The following is a 23230-nucleotide window of genomic DNA, read 5'->3' as shown; positions in this document are numbered from 1 at the left end:
AGCAAGCCGAACAAATTTTAATTTAAAGTTCAAAACCGACACCTACAAAATAATTTCTTTCTGCCCCAGGATAAAATTCATCTCCAACACCTGAACCAGCATAAAGTGCATTGAAAAGATTATTAATTTGAATCTTCAACTCAAAATTATTGAGCCCAAGAATTTTATCAAATCTATATCCCACCGTCAAGTCGAAAACCTTATAGGAATCCACTTTTCTATCTATACCGCCGACATTATTTGAAGGGACGAGATTAAAATTGTCAGTGTAAAAATCACCGACATACTTACCTAAAATTGAGATCAACAATCCGCCTTTTCTGTAAGAAATTCTCAATGAACCCATGTAATCTGGAAAACCAGCGATTCTTTTTCCATCAAGAGCAATTCTTTGGGGTGTTGAATATCTCTCCCCTGTATATGGATTTTTCCACACATAAACGCCATGCTTTACAATTTTATTTCTACTAATTGTTGCATTGCCACCTATCTCAAATCCTTCAATTAGTAAATCCTTTATTTCAGCAACCAATTCAACTCCAATATGCCTTGTCCTCTCGGCGTTACCAACAATTGGATCTCCAAATATGTTCAACTGTCCACTTTTCACAAGTTCATCCCTAAAGTCCATGTAATAAAAGTTAGCAATAAATTTATAACTATCGCTGAAATAACCCCCGCCAAATTCAATGTCAAAAAGTCTCTCTGGTTTAACCAGTGGCTTTGTGAAATCAAAACTTCCATCTGGCTTAACTTCAAAATTTGGTTTCTTGCCCCACGGATACCAATACCCATCACTTGCATCATACAAATCCCTTCTGCTTGGCTCCCTGCTTGTGATTGAAAAACTTCCATATACATTTATATTCTGGGTTAAGTCATAACTTATACCGATTTTCGAGTTTAAAAAGCGAAATGGCACAGAAAACTCGTTGCTTATCCATTTACCTGAATTGTAGTCGTAAAATTCTTTCTCGTTATAAACCTTGTACCTATTATAAACAAACTGCAAACCCAACATCAACCTCAAATCTGGTCTGAACTTGAAGAGTTCGTAGAGATAAAATGAAAAGATATCTTTTGCACCTTTGTACTCATAAAATCTATAATCACTTGGCAATCCTTCGGGAAGATTCTGAGCCCAAACGATTTTACCCCAGTGAAATCCAGTGTGCTTTCTAAGCTCAGCACCAAGTGTTAATTCTCCCTTCCCATGCTTAAGCATCAATCTCGGCAACCATCCATATTGATTTAAATCGATGAAATATCTTGCTATTGCTTCACCAGGATTTCTCGATGGGGTTGTAAAGCCATACTTTAAAGCATAAGGACTTGAAAGACGGAAATAAACCGTATCAGCCCACGAAGCATCCATATCCCAAAAACCAACCCCGCGGATGTAAAATAGAGTATTATTGAGAATCAAGTTATCACTTAACTTCAATTCATGTAGAAGCTCATAATGTGGCTGGCTAAAGTTTTCAATCTCGTCATCTCGGGTTGTAACATCCATATAATTCAAATTCGCTCTTCTTTTGCTTTTATCTTTTACCCATGACTTTGGAATTCCACGATAAACTAGATGATCTTCAAAGGGCCCACCATAAAGATGAATTTGGGTTGTCATATTATCGTCATATCTTATCGCACTTAAAAAGTAAGATGGGAATTTAGCCCATGACTTTTCCCTGTAACCATCTGTTGCTATGTAAGAAAGGCGAGCGTAAAGTGAATACCTGTTTTCAATCAATCCTGAATTTATCGCGATTGAATGTTTTTTTGTATTGTAGCTTCCGTAGCCAGTGAACAGGGAAATTTTTGGTTCAATAGAGAAATTTGAAGTTATGATATTAACAGAACCACCAATTGCTGGTGGTCCGTAAAATGCGCTCCCAGCCCCACGCTGAATTTGAATTTTTCCAGCGCTTGCAAGCAGATCAGGCATATCAAGCCAGTAAACACCATGGTCCTCGGGATCATTTTGTGGAATTCCATTAACAAGAACAGAAATTCGCCTTTGGTCAAAGCCACGCAAATTCAGATAGTTGTATCCTATCCCATTGCCTGACCATGAGTAAGACAAAACCGACGGGAGTTCCGAAAGCAAAATTGGAACATCTTGTGTGGTATAAAAATCTTTTATCTGCTGTTTTTCAAGATTTGAAAAAACGACAGGGGATTCTTTCTCTGAAGCTATAAGAGCGGTAACCACAACGGTTTGCGATGGAAGCACCGTTGGTTCCAAATAAAAAACTAAATTTATCTCAGCCTGCGGAGCCAATTCAACTATCTTTTTCTGTTTCGCATAACCAATAAAACTTGCAACAACATTTATCCTCCCCGCGGGGACATTATTTATTTCAAAATAACCCTTTTGATCCGTTGCCGAGCCAAGGGCTAAATTTTCAACATAAACATTTGCGTTCGGGAGTGGTTTCCTCGTTTCCGAATCAAAAACATAACCCTTTATTTTGCCTTGTGTAAACGCGAAGGATATAAAGAGTTGCAAAAGCAGAATTTGAATTAATATTTTCTTCATGGTTTTATCTCTCCACTTTTGTTTTTTGATTTTTATTTAAAGCCCGCGGGGGTTAGAAAGCTGAGATGGGATATAAGAAGGGAAACAGAATAAAAAAGCCGTTTTCCAAAAACAGCGGTAGGAAAACGGCTTTTTAACCCTCAATTACGACCCGTTTCCCTACGCTGGCATTACCCAGATCAGGTTCAAGGGGTATACTCTCAGCCTCCCAAAAAGGGAAGCACCCCCACGGGTCCACATAACCGTTAAAGAACAAACTTAAGCACTGTAAATTTAACACATAAAAAGATAAAAAACAAACTTACCATTCCATCGTTTCACCATGCTTAAAAACCTTAAAATTACCTTCGTCAAGGTTTAATTTCTTAACATGTTCAAGTAATCGCCTTGGTGGTTCATCACACCTTTCGTCGGACAAATCAAAAGTACCCCAATGCATAGCACAAAAAATTTTGCCTTTAAGATCAAGATAAGCTTTAACAGCTTCCTCTGGATTCATATGAACTGGTCTCATCATCTCAGCAGGCTCATAAGCACCAATCGGAAGACAGACAATGTCAAAAGGACCCAACACATCGCCAATCAACTTAAACCCGAAAAAATAACCAGTGTCACCAGCGAAATAAAATCTTCTACTTCCAACTACTACATACCCACCCCATAAACTCTCGTTCGAGTCATTTAGCCATCTTCCAGAAAAATGCTGAGTTGGAGTGAAAATTATTTTTAAACCTTTAAATTCAAATTCATCCCACCAATCAAGTTCAACCGCATTTTTGCCAATCCCTTCTTCATCAAACAATTTCTTTACCCCCAACGGGATGAAAATTTTTACTTCTGGATTCAACTCGACAATTTTTTTTAAACTTGAAATATCAAGATGATCATAATGGTTATGCGAGATTATAACGAAATCAATCTTAGGAAGTTGTTTAATCTCCAAAGCGGGCGGGACATATCTTTTAGAACCAATTTTATTCCCGAACGGACCTGCTTTCATGCTGAAAATTGGATCAGTCAGAAAGTTAACCCCATCCATTTGCACAAGGAATGTAGAATGACCAATCCATGTTATCTTGTTCGTTGGGTTTTTCTTTTTGTAACTTTCTTCATCAAATTTCACAATTTCAAAATCGCATCTTCTTCTCTCTGCCCCACCGCCAAATATCATCTCAAAAATTCTCTTCGCAATAAACGGAAAGACAACCGAGAACTTCCCTCGTTTAAAATTCGGATCAAGATTATAAAATTTGCCATTTATATTTATGCTTCCATATTCAACCTTCAAACGATTTTTTCTATCACCAACAACATCGCAAAAAGAAGCTAAAGAAATAAAGCAAAGGATAAGCGACAAAACTTTCAACATCATAACTCTAAAATTTTGTTATCACTACTTTTCTATTGCTCCCTGATAAACTTTAAAATTTCACCATGCAAGGATTCATTAGCAACTATAACTCCCTTTCTTTTGACTTCCCTCTCGTTATAGTGTAAACTTTTCCCATAAGAGTCGGTAACTTTTAAGCCAGTCTCTTCAGCGATTATATGAGCCCCTGCAAGATCCCATTCGCTTTTATTATAAACGCTTACAACAGCATCGGCAAAACCGCCAGCAACGCTTACAATTTTATAAGCGATTCCACCTGCATACTTCACATTTTTAAATTTCTCTGCAAGCGCCTTTATCAACTTAACATTATTGACCTCTTTTCTGCTCAGTATGACAGTTGCCCCATCAAGTGTGCTCGGATAATTTTTGCTCTTTATCAAAAAATTTTGAAGTTCCTGCTCATCTGGAAAAACACCATTTAATTCTTCCCCTTTTAGCATATACGCACCTTCCCCCTTAACACCAAAATACAACTCCTTGCTTACGGGGTTATAAACTACACCAATCACTGGAACTTTATTCTCAACGAGAGCAAGTGAAATTGAAAACATAGGGAATCCTTCCAAGAATTCCTCCGTCCCATCCAGCGGGTCAACTATCCAAATTCTTTCTTTTTCTAACCTTGCTTGGTCATCAACCGTCTCTTCGGAAAGCCATCCATCATCAGGAAAAGCAAGCCTGATCCTTTCCATCAAAATCTTATTTGACTCAATATCAGCATCGGTGACTGGGCTTCCCTTTCCTGATTTGCTTTTATATGTTATGCGGTAATTTTTATTTTCAAAATACTCTTCTAAAACTTTTCCAGCGTTGAGAACTGCATCTATTGCCACTTTCAACTCTTTTAGGCATTCCATCTACTTAACAGTTTTAAGGGTTTATTTTTCGCAGTTTTAATAAATTATCAAAACTTGACTAAAAATGAAAGTTGTATCGCTTGTTTTTGTTATGCTGATTTTTTAAAATTTAAAAAACAAAATTTTGAATTGAAGCTTTGCCTTGGGTTCTGAGGATGACATTGATCTTGCTCAGCATTTTAATCCTGATTTACCTATATCTCTCGGTCAAAATCTCAAATGCAGTTAAACAAATTACGAATGTGAATCAAAAAATTGTAAGATTTTTCGCCATCCTTATACCGCTTTATTTAATCTCTTACCCTCTAATTGGCTTCATAGGTTATTTAAGCGGTTTTCAAGGGATAATTCATGCTTTCAGATTTGGCGATAAAACCTTTGACGCATTTTTCACCTATCCATTTTGGTTTGGGCTTGTTTTCGCAATTCAAGCTTTCTTCCCAATTCTCATAATTGATATAGCAAAAGCAGTTATATCACCTCTCCTTGCCTCAGCCGTTCAGATGAGAATAAATTTTATCTATCCAAGACTGATCTTGTTAATTACCCTAACAACTACCTTATATGCTGGTGTAAAAATTTACATGGATACAAAATCAATAAATCTTAACACAATAAATTTCAAATCCCCAAACCTTCCTTCCGCCTTAAACGGTCTAAAAATAGTCCATATAAGCGACATCCAAGCAGATAGTAGAACTGGAAGGAACAAAATCGAAAAATACATCAACCTTGTTAATTCAGTCGAGCCCGATATCGTTATTTTCACTGGGGATCTTGTGACATCTGGAACTAAATATATACCTCTTGCTGTAGAAATGCTTTCAAAAATAAAGTCAAGGTTTGGGGTTTTCGCATGCATCGGGGATCACGACTACTGGGCTGGGGTTGAAAGTATCTCAAAAGAGATGAAAAAGTATGGAATGAAATTATACGACAATGAAAATGTAAATTTAAAAATTGGCAACGCAACCCTTAGTTTAACACTTGTGACAAATATTTACAGCAAACGCCCAGATACTGAAACACTTTCGAAACTTTCATCTCAAAATACCGCTGATTTAAAAATTTTTATAACACATCAACCCTCAGAAAATCTTGTCAAATTCGCACATGACAATAGGTATAAAATTTTTCTTGCTGGGCATACCCACGGTGGTCAAGTTGTCTTTTCTGTATTCGGTCATAAAGTCATACCATCAAGAGTTGAAACAAAATATGTTTCAGGACATTATCAACTTGGCTCGATGCTAATAAATGTAAACAGGGGACTTGGTTTTACACTTGCACCAATTAGATTTAACGCCCCCGCTGAAGTAACACTAATAAAATTATCTTCACAAAATTAAATGCCAAAACACGTTCTTTTTCTATGCCTGTGTTTGTTTATCTTCTTATCGGGTTGTAGAAGAGAAGTACAACAATTAATTGAACCTGATTTAATCCCTCCATCACCACCACAGGGATTATATGTTTATTTTGCAGGCGACGGCATGGTGATTCTAATCTGGCAAAACAATAGAGAATCAGATTTGGCGTTTTATAAAATTTATCGTTCAACCGATAGCGTGAATTTTTCATTCATCGCACAAACATATGAAAATATATTTGCGGACAAAGAACTTGATTATGACACAACTTATTACTACTACATTACTGCAGTCGATAACTCAGGCAATGAAAGTGAACCAAGCCTCACCGTTAAAGCAAAACCGATAAATCTTTATCCACCAATACAACCCCTTGGGTTAACAGTTGAAGCTCACAACGACATCAATGAAATCTACATCAATTTAAGTTGGTATAAAAATCCGGACGGGGATATAAAGCTATACAAAATCTTTAGAGCCCAAACTCAAAATTTTGAAACAGTTAATTCAAATCTCATTGGAACTTCAACAACCAACTTTTATAGGGATACATTAAATCTTTCCATAAATCAACGTTATTACTACAAAATTATTGCAGTTGACAAGGGTGGGCTTGAAAGCAAGCCAAGCTACGAAGAAAGCGATGTAATTTTACGGTCACCGGAACTTATCAAACCAGAAAACAATGCGATCACCGGTTACAATTTAACTTTTAAATGGGAAAAGGTTGAAAACGCAACTGGATACATCATATTCATTTCCACTTCAAAGTTTGGAAACGAGATATGGAAGAAGGTGATATACCAAGAGGGTTCAAACGATACCATTTCCGTTTCATATTCGGGCTCATCGCTCTATAATGGCAAAACTTACTTTTGGAAAGTTGCGACTTTTACAAAAGATGAAAACATAATAAATTCAATTAGCGAAACAAGAAGTTTTACCGTAAGTGTAAGATGATTGAAGCGATAAAAATAACAAAATACTTCAGTGATAAAGCGGTATTAAATGATGTAAGTTTCAGCGTCAGAAGTGGTGAAATTTGTGGATACATTGGACCAAATGGCGCTGGCAAGACGACCACAATAAAAATTTTGACAGGGATAATTAAACCATCAAGTGGATTTGCTTATATTGATGGCATCAGCGTAACCGAAAACCCAAACGCAGTCAAAAAAATAATAGGTTATGTTCCAGAATCTGGAGCTGTATTTGAAACCTTGACCCCAATTGAATTTCTCACCTTTATCGGTAGAATTTATCAAATGAAAGACTCAATTATTGAAAAAAAGATAAGCGAGCTAATGGAAATTTTCGAAATTTACGAATACAGAAATGAGCCGATGTTAAGCTTCTCAAAGGGGATGAAACAAAAAGTTATATTAATATCCGCTCTAATGCATGACCCGAAGGTTTTACTCCTTGACGAGCCGTTAAATGGTCTTGACGCAAATTCAATTCAAATTTTTAAAGAAATAATAAAAAAACTTGCTGAAAACGGCAGAACAATTTTTTATTCCTCACATCTGCTTGATGTCATCGAAAAAATCTGCGATAAATTGATAATAATTAACCATGGTAAAATCATCGCTTCCGGAACGCTTGATGAAATACTTAAAATAGCTGGGGTATTAGATTTAAACGATGCCTTCGCAAAATTGACTGGAAGCGAAAATCTCGAGATGAAACTTCAAAATTTTATCAATAAGATTAAACCTTAAAGAAAAAGTTTATTTCCTATTGCACATGCACTGCAAAGCGCGTTCGAACAATAAAACTTGTAAAGTTGAATTCCACCCTGATGCGTTAACCCAGATGATGAAATCTTCATCCTCCCTTTAAAAAGTTCATCTTCAAGTTTTGCTGTTATCCAGTTTGATGAAAGATTTGGGAAATTTTTATATATCTCAATCAATCTCTTTCCGATGTCTTCTTTTTTAAAAATCCTTGAAAACACAAGCATAATGGGCAGAATTGCATTGACAACTATTTCTTTTGACTTTGAAATCCCAATTGTGTAACCAGTTTTAACATTGCGCCCTCGACCAAAGTTATAATGGTTTTCCCAATAACCCTCCGACTTCACGCGCAATAAATTTACAAGATGTTGTATTTTTTCAGTCAAATTTACCTTCGAAAGGATTATATCACTTGCCTTGGCGTAAAAATCCTCATGGATCAAACGCCATATCAAAACAGAAGCACCCGCAAGTTTAAACACCGGAGAATTAGCGGGTCTTACAGATGAAAGTTTCCACTCTGAATGGTGCATGATTTCAGAGCGATAGGACTTCTTCACATTTACCCACTCCTGATACATCTCTTCAAGAAAAAGTTTCGTTTCATGGTCAAGTCTTTTCTTCACATAATATTCAAGCAATCCTGAAACGCCGAATAAGATCGCTTGTATTTTCAAAATTTGCTTTTCATAAGAGTGCGCAAAGGAATGTTCTGATATGAACCTTAAAGTTAAATTTTTCGAAAGCCTTTGGAATGGCAATTTATTTTTTGAATACCCGAGCCCTTCCATAATTTTTTCATAAAGAAGCTGATCCCATATAAACCGATGAGATAATTGATAAAGCGAATAACTTCGATATGTTGGTAGGTAATTCTCTGGTGGCTCTGAGATCAGGAAAAAGTTTTCATCGATTATCTCAAGCAACCTTTCGCTTAAATTTCTCGCTTTAAAAAATAACCGCGTTAAACCTAACTTTTTTATCCATTTAAGTTTCTCTTCAGCTGGAACTATTTGGTTTATTTCACAGCATTTGATTTTATCATCTTTCCCCACCAGTGCTCTGGGAAAACTGACCTTGCGGTCAATCTCCGCATTTAAAACCTTCCGCCCAGAAATTGTTTGAACAAATCCATCACTTGTGTCATCCTCTAGGACAACATGAAGGATAACTGTATTGTATCTCTCATCGAGATAATGTTTATGTCTTTTCCAGTCAGATGCCCTTATATGAATCTCAACATCCCCGCAATAGGTCTTACCATTGATTTTAACTTTCGCATTTATAAAATCAGCGCCATCGTCTGTGTTTATCTCGCCAACGTCAAGGATCTCTACCACGCAATTGGCTTTTGCCTTTAAAGTTAAATTTCTACCCGAAGAGAGCCAGATAGAGTAAAGATATATTTCATCAATGTCTTTGGGGTTGAGCATTTAAGCTTTTTTTATCAAGATATTTTTTCGCTTCATCAAAAAATTTTGCCCATTTTTCAGGGTCTTTACTATATGCCTTTGCAATCGAATCGATCTCCCGCATTTCGATTTTATTTGCACTCAAGACAGAATCAATTTTCATTTTAAGTTTAATCGTATCATTTTTAAACTTCTCAGTCAGGAATAAAATTTCCCCATATGTTTGTGCAAATTTCACATCTTTATCTTTTTCCTTGTCAGAGTGGCAGGACATAAAAAAAAGCGCGATTAGAATGACGATATATGCTTTTTTAAAGCCCACATTTAAAAGTTTTTATTTAAGTAAATCTATGAAAAAGTTCGGGAGAGCGAACGATGCAAGATGAACTTTTTCGTTATAATACTTTAAAGTTGGAGCAAAATTTTTAACTCTATCTGGATAAAAATCCTTTATGGGATCAAACTTTTTTGAACCAAGAATAAAACTTATTACCCCGCTTGCATAGGTTGGAACATTAGCGATATAAAAATGAACTATTGGGAAATACCTTTTAAAAATTAAAAAAATCCGTTTTATTAAATCAGGGAAAACAAAAGGTGATTCTGATTGAGCTACGATTATTCCCGAATCATTTAAAGAGGCAAAAGCATCTTTATAAAAGCTTTCTTCAAAAAGTCCAACCGCCGGACCTATTGGGTCCGGGGAATCTATCAAAATGATATCATAAATTCCACGCTTTGATTTAACAAATTCAATTCCATCTTGAAAATTTATTTCAACCCTTTCATCATCAAGGTATGATGCAAGGTTTGGGAAATAAATTTTTGATGTCTTCACAACTTCTTCATCTATTGCAACAAGTTCAACTTTCTTGATTGTTTTATGTTTTAAAATTTCTCTCACAGCACCACCGTCTCCACCACCTATCACAAGCACATGTTTTGGTTCCGGATGAGTAAAAAGAGGGACATGCGCTATCATTTCATGATAGATGAACTCATCCTTTTCTGTAAGCATAATAAACCCATCCAACGCCATAACCCTGCCATAGTCATAAGACTCAAAAATCTCAATCTTTTGGTAAGGCGTTTCTTTCTCAAAAAGTTTGTACTTCACCCTTAAAGATATAGCGGTGTTTCCGGGTCCGTATTCCGTAAGCCAAACTTCTTTTCTATTACTATTTGGTATGTCAGTATTTACTTCACCTTTCTCCTGCAAGAACTCCTGCTGATATTTTCTTTGTAATCGTACCAGTTATGTTTTCCGAAAGCCCGCGTTTTACCTCCATGAGGTAGCTACTTTTAGCCTTGAATTTTTCTTTTAAATACTGATAGCTCACATACGGATCAACATCGTCGCCACATGTGAAGACATCAACTGCTGCATAGCCATACTCAGGCCATGTGTGGATTGTAAGATGTGATTCCGCTATAACAACAACCCCACTCACACCGTGAGGATTGAAGGGATGAAAAAATGTTTTCACAATAGTTGCACCAGCAAGTTCTGCCGATTTCGTCAGAACTTTTTCAACAAAAGAGACATCGTTCAAAAGTTTTCGGTCGCAGTTGAAAAGCTCGATTAGAAGATGCCTCCCTAATGCTTTCAATTTCACCTCCTCCTATTTTTTAGAGTTTGACATTCTAAAAAATACAGGTAATTAATAATAAATTTTTTGTTAAGTTTCAAGTTTTTAAAACAAAAAGGGGCTTTTATTCAAAAGCCCCTTTTTAAAGTTTTTTATTTTATCTGGGAAATCTCATAAAAGTATCTAACAAACGCTTTCATCCCACCTGATGCCTGTCTCCAATCAAAGTTTTCATTCGGCCCATGATATCCATGCTCGGGTAAGCTAAGCCCAATCATAACAATTGGAACTTTTAACAACTTTTGCATCGTGACAACCGCACCAATTGAACCACCTTCCCTTATGAAAGCGGGTTTAACTCCAAATGCATATTCGATTGCCTTCACCGCTGAATCAGCATAGGGTCCTTCGAATTCTCCAAGATACGGCTCAAGTGCGTTCTCACGTATAACTTCAACATCCGGGTTAAGCTTCTTCACATAATCTTTAAGCAATTTGAAAGCTTTTTCCGGTGTTTGATTCGGGACAAGTCGCATGCTTATCTTTGCTTCAGCTCTTGGGGGAACTATCGTCTTTATCCCAGGGCCTGTATAGCCACCCACAATGCCATGAACTTCAAAAGTTGGCTCAGCCCAAATTCTTCTCAAAACCTCCGCTTTGTTCTTCGTTCTCACGCTCTTGAAACCAAATATTTCGATTCTCTTTTTTACATCAAATCCTGATGCAAGGAAATTCTTCAATTCTTTATCGCTTAATTTCTTTACATCCTTGTAAAATCCGGGAATCTTTATTTTACCTGTTTTTGCATCGTAAAGCTGTGATATGAGTTGACAAATTTCACCAATCGGATTTCTTGCCCAACCACCTGTGGTTCCAGAATGAACATCTTTCGTGCCCGTTTCAAGAACAAGCCTGGCTCCTTGTAAACCTCTCAACCCATAAGGTATAGCAGGTTTATCAGAAGAAATCCACAAAGTATCCGAGACAAGGATAGAATCTGGTTTGATCTCCGATTTGTATTGCTTGATGAAGTATTCAAAGTTCGGGCTTCCGTTTTCCTCCTCAAATTCCCAAATGAACTTAATATTCAATGGGATACCATTTTCAACCGCAAAACGAGCAGCAAAAAGGGCTGAAAGAGCTGGTCCTTTATCGTCAGTTGTTCCACGCCCATAATATTTCCCATTCTCCTTGCTAAACTTAAACGGTTCACGAACCCACTCAGGACCACCGGCAGGTTGAACATCAAGATGATTATAAATCGCAAGAGTTGGATTCTTTGGATCAGTTACATATGACCCGAAGACAACTGGATTTCCGGGGGTTTGACATTTCTTAGCTTCAAAACCAAATTTCTTCAAAAATTCAACTGCAAGATCAGCCCCTCGCTCAATATCATTTCTGTAAGATGGGTCCATGCTGATGGTTGGGATTTCAACTATTTCACCAAGCATTTGTTCAAATTCATTTCTGACATCATTAACATAACTATTGAGCTTTTCAGCTATGTTTTCCCAGTTTGGTAGTTGACCTGCCATAGTTTTTTGCTCCTTTTTGTTTTAGTTTGTTAAAAATTAAATTGCCCTTGGGTGATAAAGGCGATATATCTCTTTCAATGTTTCATTGCTTATGTGAGTATAAATTTGAGTTGTTGTTATGCTCGCATGCCCAAGCATTTCCTGAACCGATCTTAAATCCGAACCGCCTTCAAGGAGATGCGTCGCAAATGAATGTCGCAATGTGTGCGGGTGTATTTCTTTTTTTATACCCGCCATCGAGGCATATTTCTTTACAATTTTATACACACTCATTCTCGTCAGTTTTCTGCCTAATCTACTTAAAAAAAGAAAATCTCCGCTTCCAATTTTAACAAGTTTCGGCCTAACTTTCAACTGATACTCCCGCACCCATTTAATTGCCACCTTACCAATTGGTACTAACCTCTCTTTTGAACCCTTGCCAAAAACCCTTATAATTTCCATATCAAATAGCAGATCAATCTGCCTCAAATTTATCAATTCAGAAACCCTCACACCTGTCGCATACATCAATTCGAGTAGTGCTTTATCCCTCAATCCAATCGGAGTTGAGACATCCGGTTGCTCAAGCAAAGATGAGACTTCATCAATGCTCAGAACTTCAGGAAGTTTTCTCCTTGTCTTTGGACTTTCAATGTTTTCAACGGGATAATTCTTAGAGTATGACTCAAGAAGCAAAAATTTATGGAATGTTCTTATCGAAGCAATATTTCTAGATATACTTGATGGGCTCAACCCAGCCATTCCAAGCGCATGGATATACTCCCTTATCAATTCTTCGCTGACACGATCCGGATGCTCAATTCCTCTATCCTCAAGAAAAGAAATATAGCGAGCAAGATCAATGGAATATGATTCAACTGTATTTTTCGAATAACCCTTTTCAATTTCAACAGACCTAAGAAAATGAGTTAAAAATCGCCTCCAATTATTATTCTTAATCTTCAACAAAGCCCTATCGAACACATATTTTTCATCAACTTGAGACATTCCCTGACTTCTTTGTTTTTCTTGTTGCTTTAAATTTTACCTGCTTATTTTCACCCGACTTCTTTTCGATCACTTTTTCCTGTTCAGGATATTTAACCCTGGGGTGATAAAGATTGACAAGCATTTGAATAAATGTTTTCTTTATCTCTTCAATATCTTTAAAAGTTAAATTTGATTCGTCAAGTTGACCATCTTCAATTCTGTTTTCAAATATTGCCTCAACAGTTTTCTCTATATTCTCAGGTGTTTTCTCATCAAGCGATCTAACCGCAGCTTCCACGGAATCAGCAAGCATTACTATCCCTGTCTCCTTTGAATCTGGTTTTGGTCCTTTATACCTGAAATTGCTTTCCTCTATTTCGACGTTTCTTAGTTCTCTTCTCTTCAATGCTTTTCCATAAAAATAGGCAACGAGCGTTGTCCCATGATGCATAGGGATAAACTTTATTATCTCAGATGGAAGACCATATTTTCGAGCCATTTTTTGACCTTCCTCAACATGTGATATAATTATCTGAACGCTTTGCTCGGGCGTGATTGAACTGTGAAGTTTATCTGATTCCATTTGATTCTCGACGAAAAATTCGGGATTTAGAATTTTACCGACATCGTGATAATATGCTCCAACGCGGGCTAGCACGGAGTTGGCTCCAATTGCTTTTGCTGCTGCTTCTGCAAGCGTTGCAACTGCAATACTATGGTGAAATGTTCCTGGCGCCCTCGCCGAAAGCTCACGGAGAAGGGGATGATTGAAATCAGAAAGCTCAAGAAGTGTAATTTCCGTCATAATCCCAAAGATCTTCTCAAAGAAAACTAACAATCCATATGTTAAAATTGGTGAAAGCAAAGCATTACCAGCCACAAAGCTAAGTTTAGTAAGGATAACATTTATGGATTCCTGCTTTTGAAAAGAAAAACTAAGCACAACAAAAGCATACGCAATAAAAATGAAGATAAAACTTCTAAAAATTTGCATCCTATTGCCAATACTCCTGACAGAATAAATTGAAATTGCTCCAGCGACAAATGATGCTACGGTAATATCATAGCTATAACCAGTAATGGAACCGATCACAAGTGAAATAGCCGCAGTTGCCCAAAACGCAACTCTTGAATCAAATATTATCGTCATCAACATTGAAAATGCTGGTATAAGAATAAGATAATTCACTTCATATCCTGCTTTCATCCTCGTTATCAGGAAAGCGAGCAAAATCTCAAACATGAAAAGGGCAGTTATAAGGGAAAGCAATTTATTATCAAAATAAATTTTCTTCCTGTACATGTAAAGATAAATCCAAAAGATGGTTAGTATGCTACTGATCAAAATAAAACGCCCAAGATCTTTCAACACTTGTCCTGTTCCAATGCCCCGCTCCTTCTGAGCCCTTCTCAATGATTCCAGCTTCAAATACTTTTCTGGAGTTATTATCTCATGTCTAGATATTATCTTCTCATTTTCTCGAACGACGCCAGCGGTTCTTAAAATCTTGCTCTTCTCCCGTTCAATTAAGTCATTTGTCTCTTCCTCGTTAAATATTAGATTCGGCTTAACAAATGAATAAAAAATCTTTGCGATCAAGTCAAAATAAGTTGAATCTATTACACCGAACTCAGGAAAATTTTTCTGCACAAAATCTTCAGCAAAAACACGAGCTTCACTTAAGTCATAAAACTTTCCCTGCTTATAAACCTCCTCAAACTTCCCCTTTCTTAAAACTATCTCATTTCGCCTTAGCGCTGATCTCGGAATTGAAATAACCCCGACGGGTCGGTATATTGATGAAAGATATGTTTCAGCAGAGAGCTTTAATTTATTTAAATTAAAGTAACCGACTTTGTATAGAAACTCGATTTTCTCAACTTCTTCAGGGGTGATTTTCTGAATCAAAACTTTCTTTAAATTTTCAATTTCAGCCGAATCACGCTTGTTATTCGACTTAACTTGATGAGCTTGTTTCAGATCAAGATATGATTTTAAATTAGTCAAAAAAACATGAATTTCATTTAGCTGATTTTTGTAAACTTGTGTATCTACATCAAATATGAAGTAAACTTCATTGTAAACTCTTGCAATCTCCTCCTGATATTGTTTTTCATCTTTATAAATTGGAAAAGAAAAAGGTGCAACGACATCATCATAAAGCCATACGCTTCCAACCTCATATTTATGTTCAAAAACATAAGGGCTCCTGAACAAAATCACAGCAAAAAGCGGAGGGAGAAAAAACATCAAAACCTTCAAAGTTAAACCCCTCGCGAAAAAAAATGTTAGATTCTGTAAAATTTTCATATCTTAAGCTGATTTTTTTGCATCAAGCAAAATTTCAAGAAATTCGCTCACACCATCTTCATCGTTTGTCTTGGTCGTAACATAATCAGCATTAAATCTTACTTCGGCAATTGCATTTTTCATCGCTACAGCCACACCAACCTTCTTCAAGAATTCAAGGTCGTTATAAAAATCCCCAATTCCAACTACTTCCTTACATTTCAGCCCGTAATATTTACACACATATTTTAATCCTGTCGCTTTTGAAATCCCACGACGTTTCACCTCAAGATAAGTTAACCTATCATATTTAAGCGATGGGTAAATTGAAGTCGATATATTCGAAAAGAAAGGGGGTTCAAGTTTATGCGCAATTTTATGAAGTATCAAACTTCGATCCGAACTAAAAACAACGCGAAGAACCTTATCAGTATGATCATAATATGAATCAACCTCCATTGTTTCAGCCTCCAAATTTCCAATATATGATGGAAAGATGGTATTTTCTGGAGTATAAATAACCTTATCTTCAGAATAAAAAAGTATGTTTACAAAATATCTCTCGGCAAGGTCAAGCGCTTTTAGAACCTTTTTTTCTGGAAGATAAAAGGCTTTGATCGTCTCACCCTCGGGAAACTTGACAAGAGCGCCATTTAGTGAAACTATAGGATCTTCAATGCCAAGCTTTTTAGCATATTTAACGGAAGCAGAATGCACACGACCAGTGATAAGAGTAAATCTAATCCCATAATCTTTTAATTCCTTAACAAGTTGCATCGTCCCTTCACCGATTTGATTCTCAGAGCTCAGCAATGTCCCATCAAGATCACAAGCGACGAGCTTTATCTTTTTTAATCTTTTTTTAAGTTCAGAAAGATCAACTTTCGCCACTTTTCACACAGGTTGTTTTTCTGAAATTTAGCAAAAAAATTTAACAAAATTGTAAAAAAGAAAAAACATATGACATGGTCCAAAATTCTACATGCTAATAAATCATCACATACTTTGAATAGCCAGGATAAACAAACGCGCTATTCTCAAAAACTTCTCCGCAACCTTCTCCACCAATTTCCTGATAAAATTTCACAATTCGTCCAAACCTAAAAAATTCGGGGCTTACCTCAAATTTTATATTCGGTGTATCACAAAAAATGAAAACATGTTTTTTATCTTTGTCAATTACAACTTCAAAACTTCCGTTCCTCATAAAGCTTTTAACTATACTCTTATCATCCTTCAATATTTCAATGCCCGAATCAGATTTTTCACCATATGTTTGAACAGGCGCACTACCTTGATTTTTCAGTGCGAACCGCCCATCATTAACCCTTTCAAAAATTTGTCCTCGATTTTTGGCAACGGTTACAAATTTCACAGCAATTTTATTTGACTTCTCCAGGGGCAAATTATCAAGGCTTAATATCAAAACGGCAGAAATGGGGGAAGATATTTTTATTTTAAAATTACCAAGTTTGTAAGTTTTTGAAGTGTCAACTTCACCAGAAACCGCCTTGAAAGTTTTTGAGTTTATCAGCAAAACACCCTTTGCAAAGTCGATTTTAATCTCATCACGAGTAATTTTCATCAACGAATCAATCAACTTCTTTGCGTTTCCTCTAAAAATATCTCTTGCTGGAATGTTAATTTCATTCCCTCCCAAACTTGCGATTTCATCATTACTTAAAATCTTATTTCTTAACATGAAGTTGTAGGAGAGTTTATAAGCCTCGTTCCACCAATCGATAAACGTTTTAAGATCATCGGGGTAAAAGCATATATTTACTTTCTCATGAAATGGTTTTATTTCAGAGTTGATAAAAATCTTCGCAGCGTATCCAAATAACCCCCATCTTGTTGGATCAGATTGCAACCCAAATGGTGAGCAAACATTGACATCGCCCCAAGTATAGTAAGCGAAATAAATCACGGCATCATAATCCTGAAGCAAAGAATAAACAGCCATTTGAATTAAACTTGAAGCCCTATATTCATTTGGATAGCATAAAGCCCACTCACGAATTACAATTGGTTTTTTATCCCAAGCATAGAAACTTGAATAAACAGGAAAACCCCACCTATCACTTTTTTTAAGGTAATTTTCATTTCTGAAGAACGAAATACCAACCCACTCGCGACCTTGCTCAAAAAATGGATGATCCATATACATATTTTGTCCGATAAAATCAAGTTCAGAAGCAACTGTGTATGTATCGCATATAAACTCACCGTTAACAGTTGTAGTCAAAGGTATAGGACATCCTCTCGAGCGAATGAACTCTTTCAAATCTTTGAAAAGTTTTACTTGAAGAGACATCAAAAATTCAATTCCATCTTTCTTTCTCAATGGGTGATCAATTTCACTATGCCCAACCTCGCTAAATTCCCCTAATTTTAACTTTGGGAATTTAACCCTACCTTCTTCAATAGATTCATCATTACCCAAGATTGAAAAACCATCTTTAGTTGTCCAAGCTCTTTTTAAATTTTCAGTATTAACATACTTCTCCCTCAGAAATTGAACCCACAAGCGCATAAATTTAGTTTTATATGGTTCGATCATCGCATCAAGTTTATCGTATTGAAAGAAAAAGCTATCTTCATTTATGAGCTCTATCATCGCAACCGCTGGGTTTAACCCATTGGGCACCCCTGTATATGGATTTACATGCTTAAAAAGGAAGTTATCAATAAATTCTTTCTGAAGCTTAATCATTTGCTCATCAAAAAGGCCATAAGGCGAACCCTTTCGCTCCATCTTCTCTGCGCCTTCAACCCCATCTCCAGCTTTAAATGTTCTATATGCACGAAGAACAAGATAAACGTAAATTCCACGCTTTTGCGCCTGATAAATCCAGTAATCAACTCTGTCAAGGTATTCTTTATCGAGATTTCTAGAATTATTTTCGTTTGGATAAGACTCATCAATTATGTTTCTTCTGACTATACCAAATTTCTCACCTCCTCTGTTATCAAGTTCATGCAACCTTATAATATTACACCCAGCGCGAGCAAGAACCTCAACCACTGTTTCGATTCTCTCCTTAGGTATGTCAACATGGCTTCCAGCAATTGTTACACCCCAAAATTTTATTCGCTTGTTTGTTTTTTCAAGGTAAAAATGTCCATCCTCCCCAACCTTTACAAATCCAAATTTTCCCGCGGGTGGGTCCAAGAGAAAACTAAAATCAATAAGTGAAGCATCGGGAAACTCCCCAAACCTTGGATCAAGCCATCTTACTGCAAGCGTATCTTTAAACTTGCCAGATATTTTTCTTTCAAATGTAATAGCCTGAGCAATAAGCAGGTTTGAAATAAAAGATAAAACAATCAAGACTTTTGCCAATTTGAAAAGTTTACCATTCATGAACACACCTGTAAAAATTTTTCGCTTGACAAATTTTAAAAAAATTTAAATTCTGCATATCTTAAAGTCAAACAAGTAAATTTAAAGTTACAATGAGACCCCTATTCGGAATTCCGATTTTAATTCTCGCTTTTTCACTTTTATCCTGTGCCCGACATCAGGGTGAAAATATAAAACTTCCTGAAGACATCAGACGCGGACGCGAAATTTTTTATGATCCAAACTATGGGAGCACCGGGCTTGCCTGTGCAAATTGTCATGCAGATTTTGATGATGTTAACCATCCTGATGATAAAATCAGACCAGGGCATAACCTGATAGGGGCTCATAAGCGAAAAGTAACTTGGTATGGTAGATTTCGTGGTGATGCATTAAATATAACAGCAGCTGGCGCCGGGCTTTGCGTTGTGATGTACCAGAAAAAATACGGAGTCACGAACCCATTAAAAGCTCTAACACCAGAAGATGCACAGGCGCTATTAGCATATTTTTGAATTTATATCCAAAGACACCGCAATCGAAAAATTAACATCACAACCTATTGTTTTACCTTGGGAAGAAGAGTCGATAAGAAAAGAAAAAATCCGCCAAATTAAAGGGAAAATCTTAACTCTTTCGGGAGTTCCAGAAAATGGTGCGATAGTTTATGAGAAAGCTTGCGCTCAATGTCATTCTGAAGAAGGTGATCTCGCCCCACAAATTTTCAGACCGGAAATCACGGCAGAAAAAATAATTGAAATGGTTCGCGCCGGCTCACCAGCATCAGCCGAAACCCCAATGCCCTTTTTTACCTCCGATAAATTGACGGATCAAGAGATAGCTGATCTAATCGCTTACATTATGAGATCACAGGGAAGATAGGATATTTTGAAAAATTTTCAATGCCCTTTTAACTTTTGCAATCCCACAAATATCGGTGATCTCTTCGATTGTTTTGATAACATCTTCCTGTCTAACTCCCACATTTAACGCACCCCTCAAATGAGAATAAAGTTGCCTTTCCCATCCGAGCGATGTAAGAATTGCAACATTCAAAAGTTCCCTCACTTTCAAATTTAGCACATCCCTACTTAAAACTTTACCATAACCTTCGATCAACATCCACTCAAGAAGCTCAGGATGAAGTGATTCCATGTTTTTAATCAACTTATCAAAACTTTCACCATAAACCTTTTTACATGTCTTAACTCCGTTCGAGTAAAATTTATCAACATTGTAACCCTTTGATTTAGCCGAACCCTTTCCCACAAATTTCCTCAACACTGTAAAACCTTCGATAACTGCCGGAAATCCAGCAAAAAGATAACACTGTAAAATCGCTTCTTCAACTCTCTTAACTTTTACACCATGCGAGAAAGCTTCCCTTAACTCCTCCTCTAGTTTCTTCCCTTTACCAAGCGATACAAGTGAGACAATCCTTGTTAAAAATTTTATATCCGAGTTTTTCATATCTTTCCCATTTTTAACAAAAAACCCGACCAACAATGGTCGGGTGTAGAAGTTTAAATTTCACAAAATTTAAGGATTTACTGCTCCTTCAAAAGATCAAGCTCATATTGTGCATTCCTCGCAAGGCGTGGATCTTTTTTAGCCTCAAGGAATGCCTTCCTTGCTTCCTCAATCTGACCTAGTTTTTTATAGGCAACGCCCAGCTCAAAATATGCATCTGAATTCGCACCTTTTGGATTTATCTCGATTGCTTTCTTAGCAGATTCAACTGCTTTATCATATTGAGAGAGTTTATTGTAAACAATCGCAAGCATTACATAAACCTTGGGATAATCCTGTCTATAAGTTGTTGCTTGCGTCAAAAGATCAACCGCTTCTTGGAATTTCCCAGCTTGAATTAATGCGTTTGACTTACCTAATAACGCCTCAACGATTCCCTTAATTGCAGCATCAAGCTTTTTATCATATTGTAGCGCTTTCGTATAATTTTCAATGGCGTTGTCATAATCACCCTGAGTCAAATAAATTCCCGCAATCGCATTATAAGCTGGGGCAAAATCATTTTTAAGATTTATCGCTTCTTTAAATGCATTTATTGCTTCCTCATTTTGCCTCAAGGCCTTGAGAGCAAGACCCTTATTGTAATAAAACCTTGGGTCTTTTTGAAGCTTCAACGCTTCATCATATTTTTCAATCGCTGCCTTATAATTCCCGCTTCTTAAAAGAGAATTACCCTCGTTAAAAAATTTTGCCGCTTCAACCTCGGGCTTTACTGAATTACCGCCTTGTGAAATTGCAAATGAAACAACGAAAATTAAAAACATAGCCAAAGAAAAAAGTTTTCTCATATTATCAACCTCCTTGAATTTTCATTGCTCTTTTTTGTAATTATAAAACATTTTTTGTTAAAAGTCAATATCTTACGGCGATTTGCATTTAAAAATCTTATCTAATTGCTTTTTCCCAACCGCGCTTTTATAAATCCCAGTATATCACCAAACCAGCAATTAAACCAATCAAAAGATAAACTATCCCAATTAAATACTCACCCAAAACAATTTTACCAATCCCAAAAAGCGACATATAAACCAAAACAATTCCGCTTATCCAATCCAAAAAAAGATAGATGTAGCCCGAGTCAGGGTTGACATCCCGAATTCCCTTAGCAATTTTCTTCCAGCCAATCCCACCCGGATGAACGCGGCGGTAAAAGTTAACAAGATGCTCTCTATCAACAGGCTTAGTTATAAAGGTTGCAAGAAGCCATGAAGCGGTTGTAAAACCAACGATGTAAAAAAGTGTTTCTGGGAAGGTTATCTTTGTGAAAAATTTTATGTAAGCATAACCAAAAAGTGGTGCAATCATAGCCACGATCTCACTCCACGCATTTATTCTCCACCAATACCATCTCAAAATTAACACAAGTCCAAGTCCTGCGCTTGCTTCAATTATAAACTGCCATGCCCCAGAGATAGTTTTGATTATCAAAGTTATCAAAACAGAAACAACCATTACAATCAATGTCACAAGCCTCGCTACGAAAACATAATGTTTTTCACTTCCATCCCTTTTCACAAATCTTCTGTAAAAATCATTTATGACATAAGATGTTCCCCAATTTAAATGTGTTGCGATCGTTGACATATAAGCTGCGAAAAATGCAGCTATCAATAGTCCTTTTAGCCCCGCGGGAAGATAATCTCTCATTGCATAGATATAACCAAGTTTTTTATCATCCAAGCCAAGCTCTGGGTAAAGCACAAGCGTTGCAAGCCCAACGATTATCCAAGGCCAAGGTCTTATGCAGTAATGAGCAATTGTAAACCAGAGCGTTGCCAACAAAGAATGTTTTTCGTCTTTTGCAGACATCATCCTTTGAGCAACATATCCACCTCCCCCAGGTTCAGCACCTGGATACCATGAAGCCCACCATTGAACGAAAATGTATGCAATAAAAGATGAAACACTCAAAGCGAGAACACCACCATAAGCAAGTTCTTTTTCTGCTCCAACAACAGGAGTGAACTTAAAAACCCATTCTGGAAGCTTTTCCTTTAACCCGGATATGCCATTTATATCGGGGAGATTTACAACAACGATCGCAAGCACTATCGTTCCAACCATCGCAATGGCGAATTGAAATGCATCTGTCACAGCAACACCCCAAAGTCCGGAGAGAGCAGAATAAATTGCAACTATGAGCATCGCTCCGAAAACATAATATCTCACAATCTCCTCCGAAACCCCGAAAAAGCCAGTTAAAATTGAAACCATCGCAACATTTACCCACCCAATTATAACAGTGTTAACAAATAAACCAAGATAAAGTGCCTTAAACCCGCGAAGGAAAGAAGCCGGCTTCCCAGAATATCTTACTTCAACAAATTCAACATCGGTCAAAATCCCCGCTCTTCTCCAAAGTCGAGCAAAGAAAAAAACAGTTAACATTGAACCAAAAAGAAAATTCCACCAAAGCCAATTTCCAGCTATACCATTTTTAGCGACAAGTTCAGTAACCGCAAGGGGTGTATCAGCGGCAAATGTAGTTGCAACCATCGATGTCCCCGCAAGCCACCATGGAAGATTCCTGCCCGACAAAAAGAATTCGCCTACGCTTTTTCCTGCTCTTTTTGAATAGTAAACTCCGATTATGACGCTAAGTAAAAAATATGCAGCAACAATTATCCAATCAATTAGTTGCATTTGACACCATTTTTA

20 protein-coding genes and 1 riboswitch are annotated in these 23230 nt (G+C 36.8%); of the genes, 5 read left to right on the top strand and 15 right to left on the bottom strand.

Annotation, left to right across the window (positions count from 1 at the left end; translation table 11 throughout):
- Nucleotides 1–22 precede the first annotated feature (22 nt).
- The 3 genes from AWW78_RS07135 to AWW78_RS07125 form a co-directional block, all read right to left on the bottom strand.
- Entirely contained in the window at nucleotides 23–2539 is a 2517-nt protein-coding gene (locus AWW78_RS07135; RefSeq protein ID WP_047133391.1) for a TonB-dependent receptor, read from the bottom strand.
- A gap of 138 nt (nucleotides 2540–2677) precedes the next feature.
- Nucleotides 2678–2777, bottom strand: a riboswitch (TPP riboswitch).
- 63 nt (nucleotides 2778–2840) lie between these two features.
- A complete protein-coding gene (locus AWW78_RS07130; protein WP_102134771.1) occupies nucleotides 2841–3911 on the bottom strand; it encodes an MBL fold metallo-hydrolase in 1071 nt (356 codons plus the stop codon).
- A 29-nt stretch (nucleotides 3912–3940) separates the two neighbouring features.
- The gene (locus tag AWW78_RS07125; protein WP_075426182.1) at nucleotides 3941–4789 is read right to left on the bottom strand and encodes an inositol monophosphatase family protein; all 849 of its coding nucleotides are present in this window, start codon (nucleotides 4787–4789) and stop codon (nucleotides 3941–3943) included.
- Between the two features lie 137 nt (nucleotides 4790–4926).
- Here AWW78_RS07125 and AWW78_RS07120 point away from each other — a divergent pair, with 137 nt between their 5' ends.
- The 3 genes from AWW78_RS07120 to AWW78_RS07110 are packed head-to-tail and all read left to right on the top strand — an operon-like array spanning nucleotide 4927 to nucleotide 7880.
- Complete coding sequence (locus AWW78_RS07120; protein ID WP_075426181.1) at nucleotides 4927–6138, top strand: metallophosphoesterase; 1212 nt, start codon at nucleotides 4927–4929, stop codon at nucleotides 6136–6138.
- Nucleotides 6139–7119, top strand: coding sequence for a fibronectin type III domain-containing protein (locus AWW78_RS07115; RefSeq protein ID WP_047133389.1), 981 nt, complete (start codon nucleotides 6139–6141; stop codon nucleotides 7117–7119).
- The gene (locus tag AWW78_RS07110; RefSeq protein ID WP_047133388.1) at nucleotides 7116–7880 is read left to right on the top strand and encodes an ABC transporter ATP-binding protein; all 765 of its coding nucleotides are present in this window, start codon (nucleotides 7116–7118) and stop codon (nucleotides 7878–7880) included. The genes AWW78_RS07115 and AWW78_RS07110 overlap by 4 nt, the downstream gene beginning before the upstream one ends.
- Here the strand turns inward: AWW78_RS07110 and AWW78_RS07105 are convergent.
- The 9 genes from AWW78_RS07105 to AWW78_RS07065 all read right to left on the bottom strand — a co-directional run bounded on the left by AWW78_RS07105 (nucleotide 7877) and on the right by AWW78_RS07065 (nucleotide 19063).
- Entirely contained in the window at nucleotides 7877–9331 is a 1455-nt protein-coding gene (locus tag AWW78_RS07105) for a DUF2851 family protein (RefSeq protein ID WP_047133387.1), read from the bottom strand. The two genes, AWW78_RS07110 and AWW78_RS07105, sit on opposite strands and share 4 nt — an antisense overlap.
- A complete protein-coding gene (locus AWW78_RS07100; protein ID WP_143713999.1) occupies nucleotides 9309–9584 on the bottom strand; it encodes a hypothetical protein in 276 nt (91 codons plus the stop codon). Before AWW78_RS07100 ends, AWW78_RS07105 begins: the two co-directional genes overlap by 23 nt.
- Nucleotides 9585–9644: 60 nt before the next feature.
- The gene (speE, locus tag AWW78_RS07095; protein WP_276325948.1) at nucleotides 9645–10529 is read right to left on the bottom strand and encodes a polyamine aminopropyltransferase; all 885 of its coding nucleotides are present in this window, start codon (nucleotides 10527–10529) and stop codon (nucleotides 9645–9647) included.
- The gene (speD, locus tag AWW78_RS07090; protein ID WP_075426179.1) at nucleotides 10513–10926 is read right to left on the bottom strand and encodes an adenosylmethionine decarboxylase; all 414 of its coding nucleotides are present in this window, start codon (nucleotides 10924–10926) and stop codon (nucleotides 10513–10515) included. Before speD ends, speE begins: the two co-directional genes overlap by 17 nt.
- A gap of 125 nt (nucleotides 10927–11051) precedes the next feature.
- Nucleotides 11052–12437 (bottom strand): M20/M25/M40 family metallo-hydrolase, encoded by a 1386-nt coding sequence (locus tag AWW78_RS07085; protein ID WP_047133384.1) that lies wholly within the window; start codon nucleotides 12435–12437, stop codon nucleotides 11052–11054.
- 36 nt (nucleotides 12438–12473) lie between these two features.
- On the bottom strand, nucleotides 12474–13427 hold the full coding sequence (gene xerD / locus AWW78_RS07080) for a site-specific tyrosine recombinase XerD (RefSeq protein WP_082349307.1): 954 nt from the start codon (nucleotides 13425–13427) through the stop codon (nucleotides 12474–12476).
- Nucleotides 13414–15720 carry an HD family phosphohydrolase gene (locus AWW78_RS07075; RefSeq protein ID WP_047133383.1) on the bottom strand — a complete coding sequence of 769 codons (2307 nt, stop codon included), beginning with the start codon at nucleotides 15718–15720 and terminating at the stop codon, nucleotides 13414–13416. The genes xerD and AWW78_RS07075 overlap by 14 nt, the downstream gene beginning before the upstream one ends.
- A gap of 3 nt (nucleotides 15721–15723) precedes the next feature.
- On the bottom strand, nucleotides 15724–16590 hold the full coding sequence (locus AWW78_RS07070) for a Cof-type HAD-IIB family hydrolase (RefSeq protein WP_047133382.1): 867 nt from the start codon (nucleotides 16588–16590) through the stop codon (nucleotides 15724–15726).
- Between the two features lie 94 nt (nucleotides 16591–16684).
- On the bottom strand, nucleotides 16685–19063 hold the full coding sequence (locus AWW78_RS07065) for a hypothetical protein (protein WP_047133381.1): 2379 nt from the start codon (nucleotides 19061–19063) through the stop codon (nucleotides 16685–16687).
- 92 nt (nucleotides 19064–19155) lie between these two features.
- On the opposite strand from AWW78_RS07065, the gene AWW78_RS07060 reads away from it, so the two are divergent.
- Nucleotides 19156–19557, top strand: coding sequence for a hypothetical protein (locus AWW78_RS07060; RefSeq protein ID WP_047133380.1), 402 nt, complete (start codon nucleotides 19156–19158; stop codon nucleotides 19555–19557).
- Nucleotides 19550–19924: a c-type cytochrome gene (locus AWW78_RS11010; protein ID WP_082359561.1), complete on the top strand. Its 375-nt coding sequence runs from the start codon at nucleotides 19550–19552 to the stop codon at nucleotides 19922–19924. The genes AWW78_RS07060 and AWW78_RS11010 overlap by 8 nt, the downstream gene beginning before the upstream one ends.
- Here the strand turns inward: AWW78_RS11010 and AWW78_RS07050 are convergent.
- The 3 genes from AWW78_RS07050 to AWW78_RS07040 form a co-directional block, all read right to left on the bottom strand.
- On the bottom strand, nucleotides 19910–20512 hold the full coding sequence (locus AWW78_RS07050; RefSeq protein ID WP_141651961.1) for a carboxymuconolactone decarboxylase family protein: 603 nt from the start codon (nucleotides 20510–20512) through the stop codon (nucleotides 19910–19912). The two genes, AWW78_RS11010 and AWW78_RS07050, sit on opposite strands and share 15 nt — an antisense overlap.
- 77 nt (nucleotides 20513–20589) lie before the next feature.
- Nucleotides 20590–21360, bottom strand: coding sequence for a tetratricopeptide repeat protein (locus AWW78_RS07045; protein ID WP_047133378.1), 771 nt, complete (start codon nucleotides 21358–21360; stop codon nucleotides 20590–20592).
- 127 nt (nucleotides 21361–21487) lie between these two features.
- Entirely contained in the window at nucleotides 21488–23215 is a 1728-nt protein-coding gene (locus AWW78_RS07040; RefSeq protein ID WP_047133377.1) for a sodium:solute symporter family protein, read from the bottom strand.
- Nucleotides 23216–23230: the final 15 nt, after the last annotated feature.

Source organism: Candidatus Kryptonium thompsonii, assembly GCF_001535985.1.
In the GTDB taxonomy this organism is placed as follows: domain Bacteria; phylum Bacteroidota; class Ignavibacteria; order Kryptoniales; family Kryptoniaceae; genus Kryptonium; species Kryptonium thompsonii.
The sequence above is the reverse complement of the archived record's forward strand: the minus strand, read 5'-3'. Positions and strand labels throughout refer to the sequence as shown.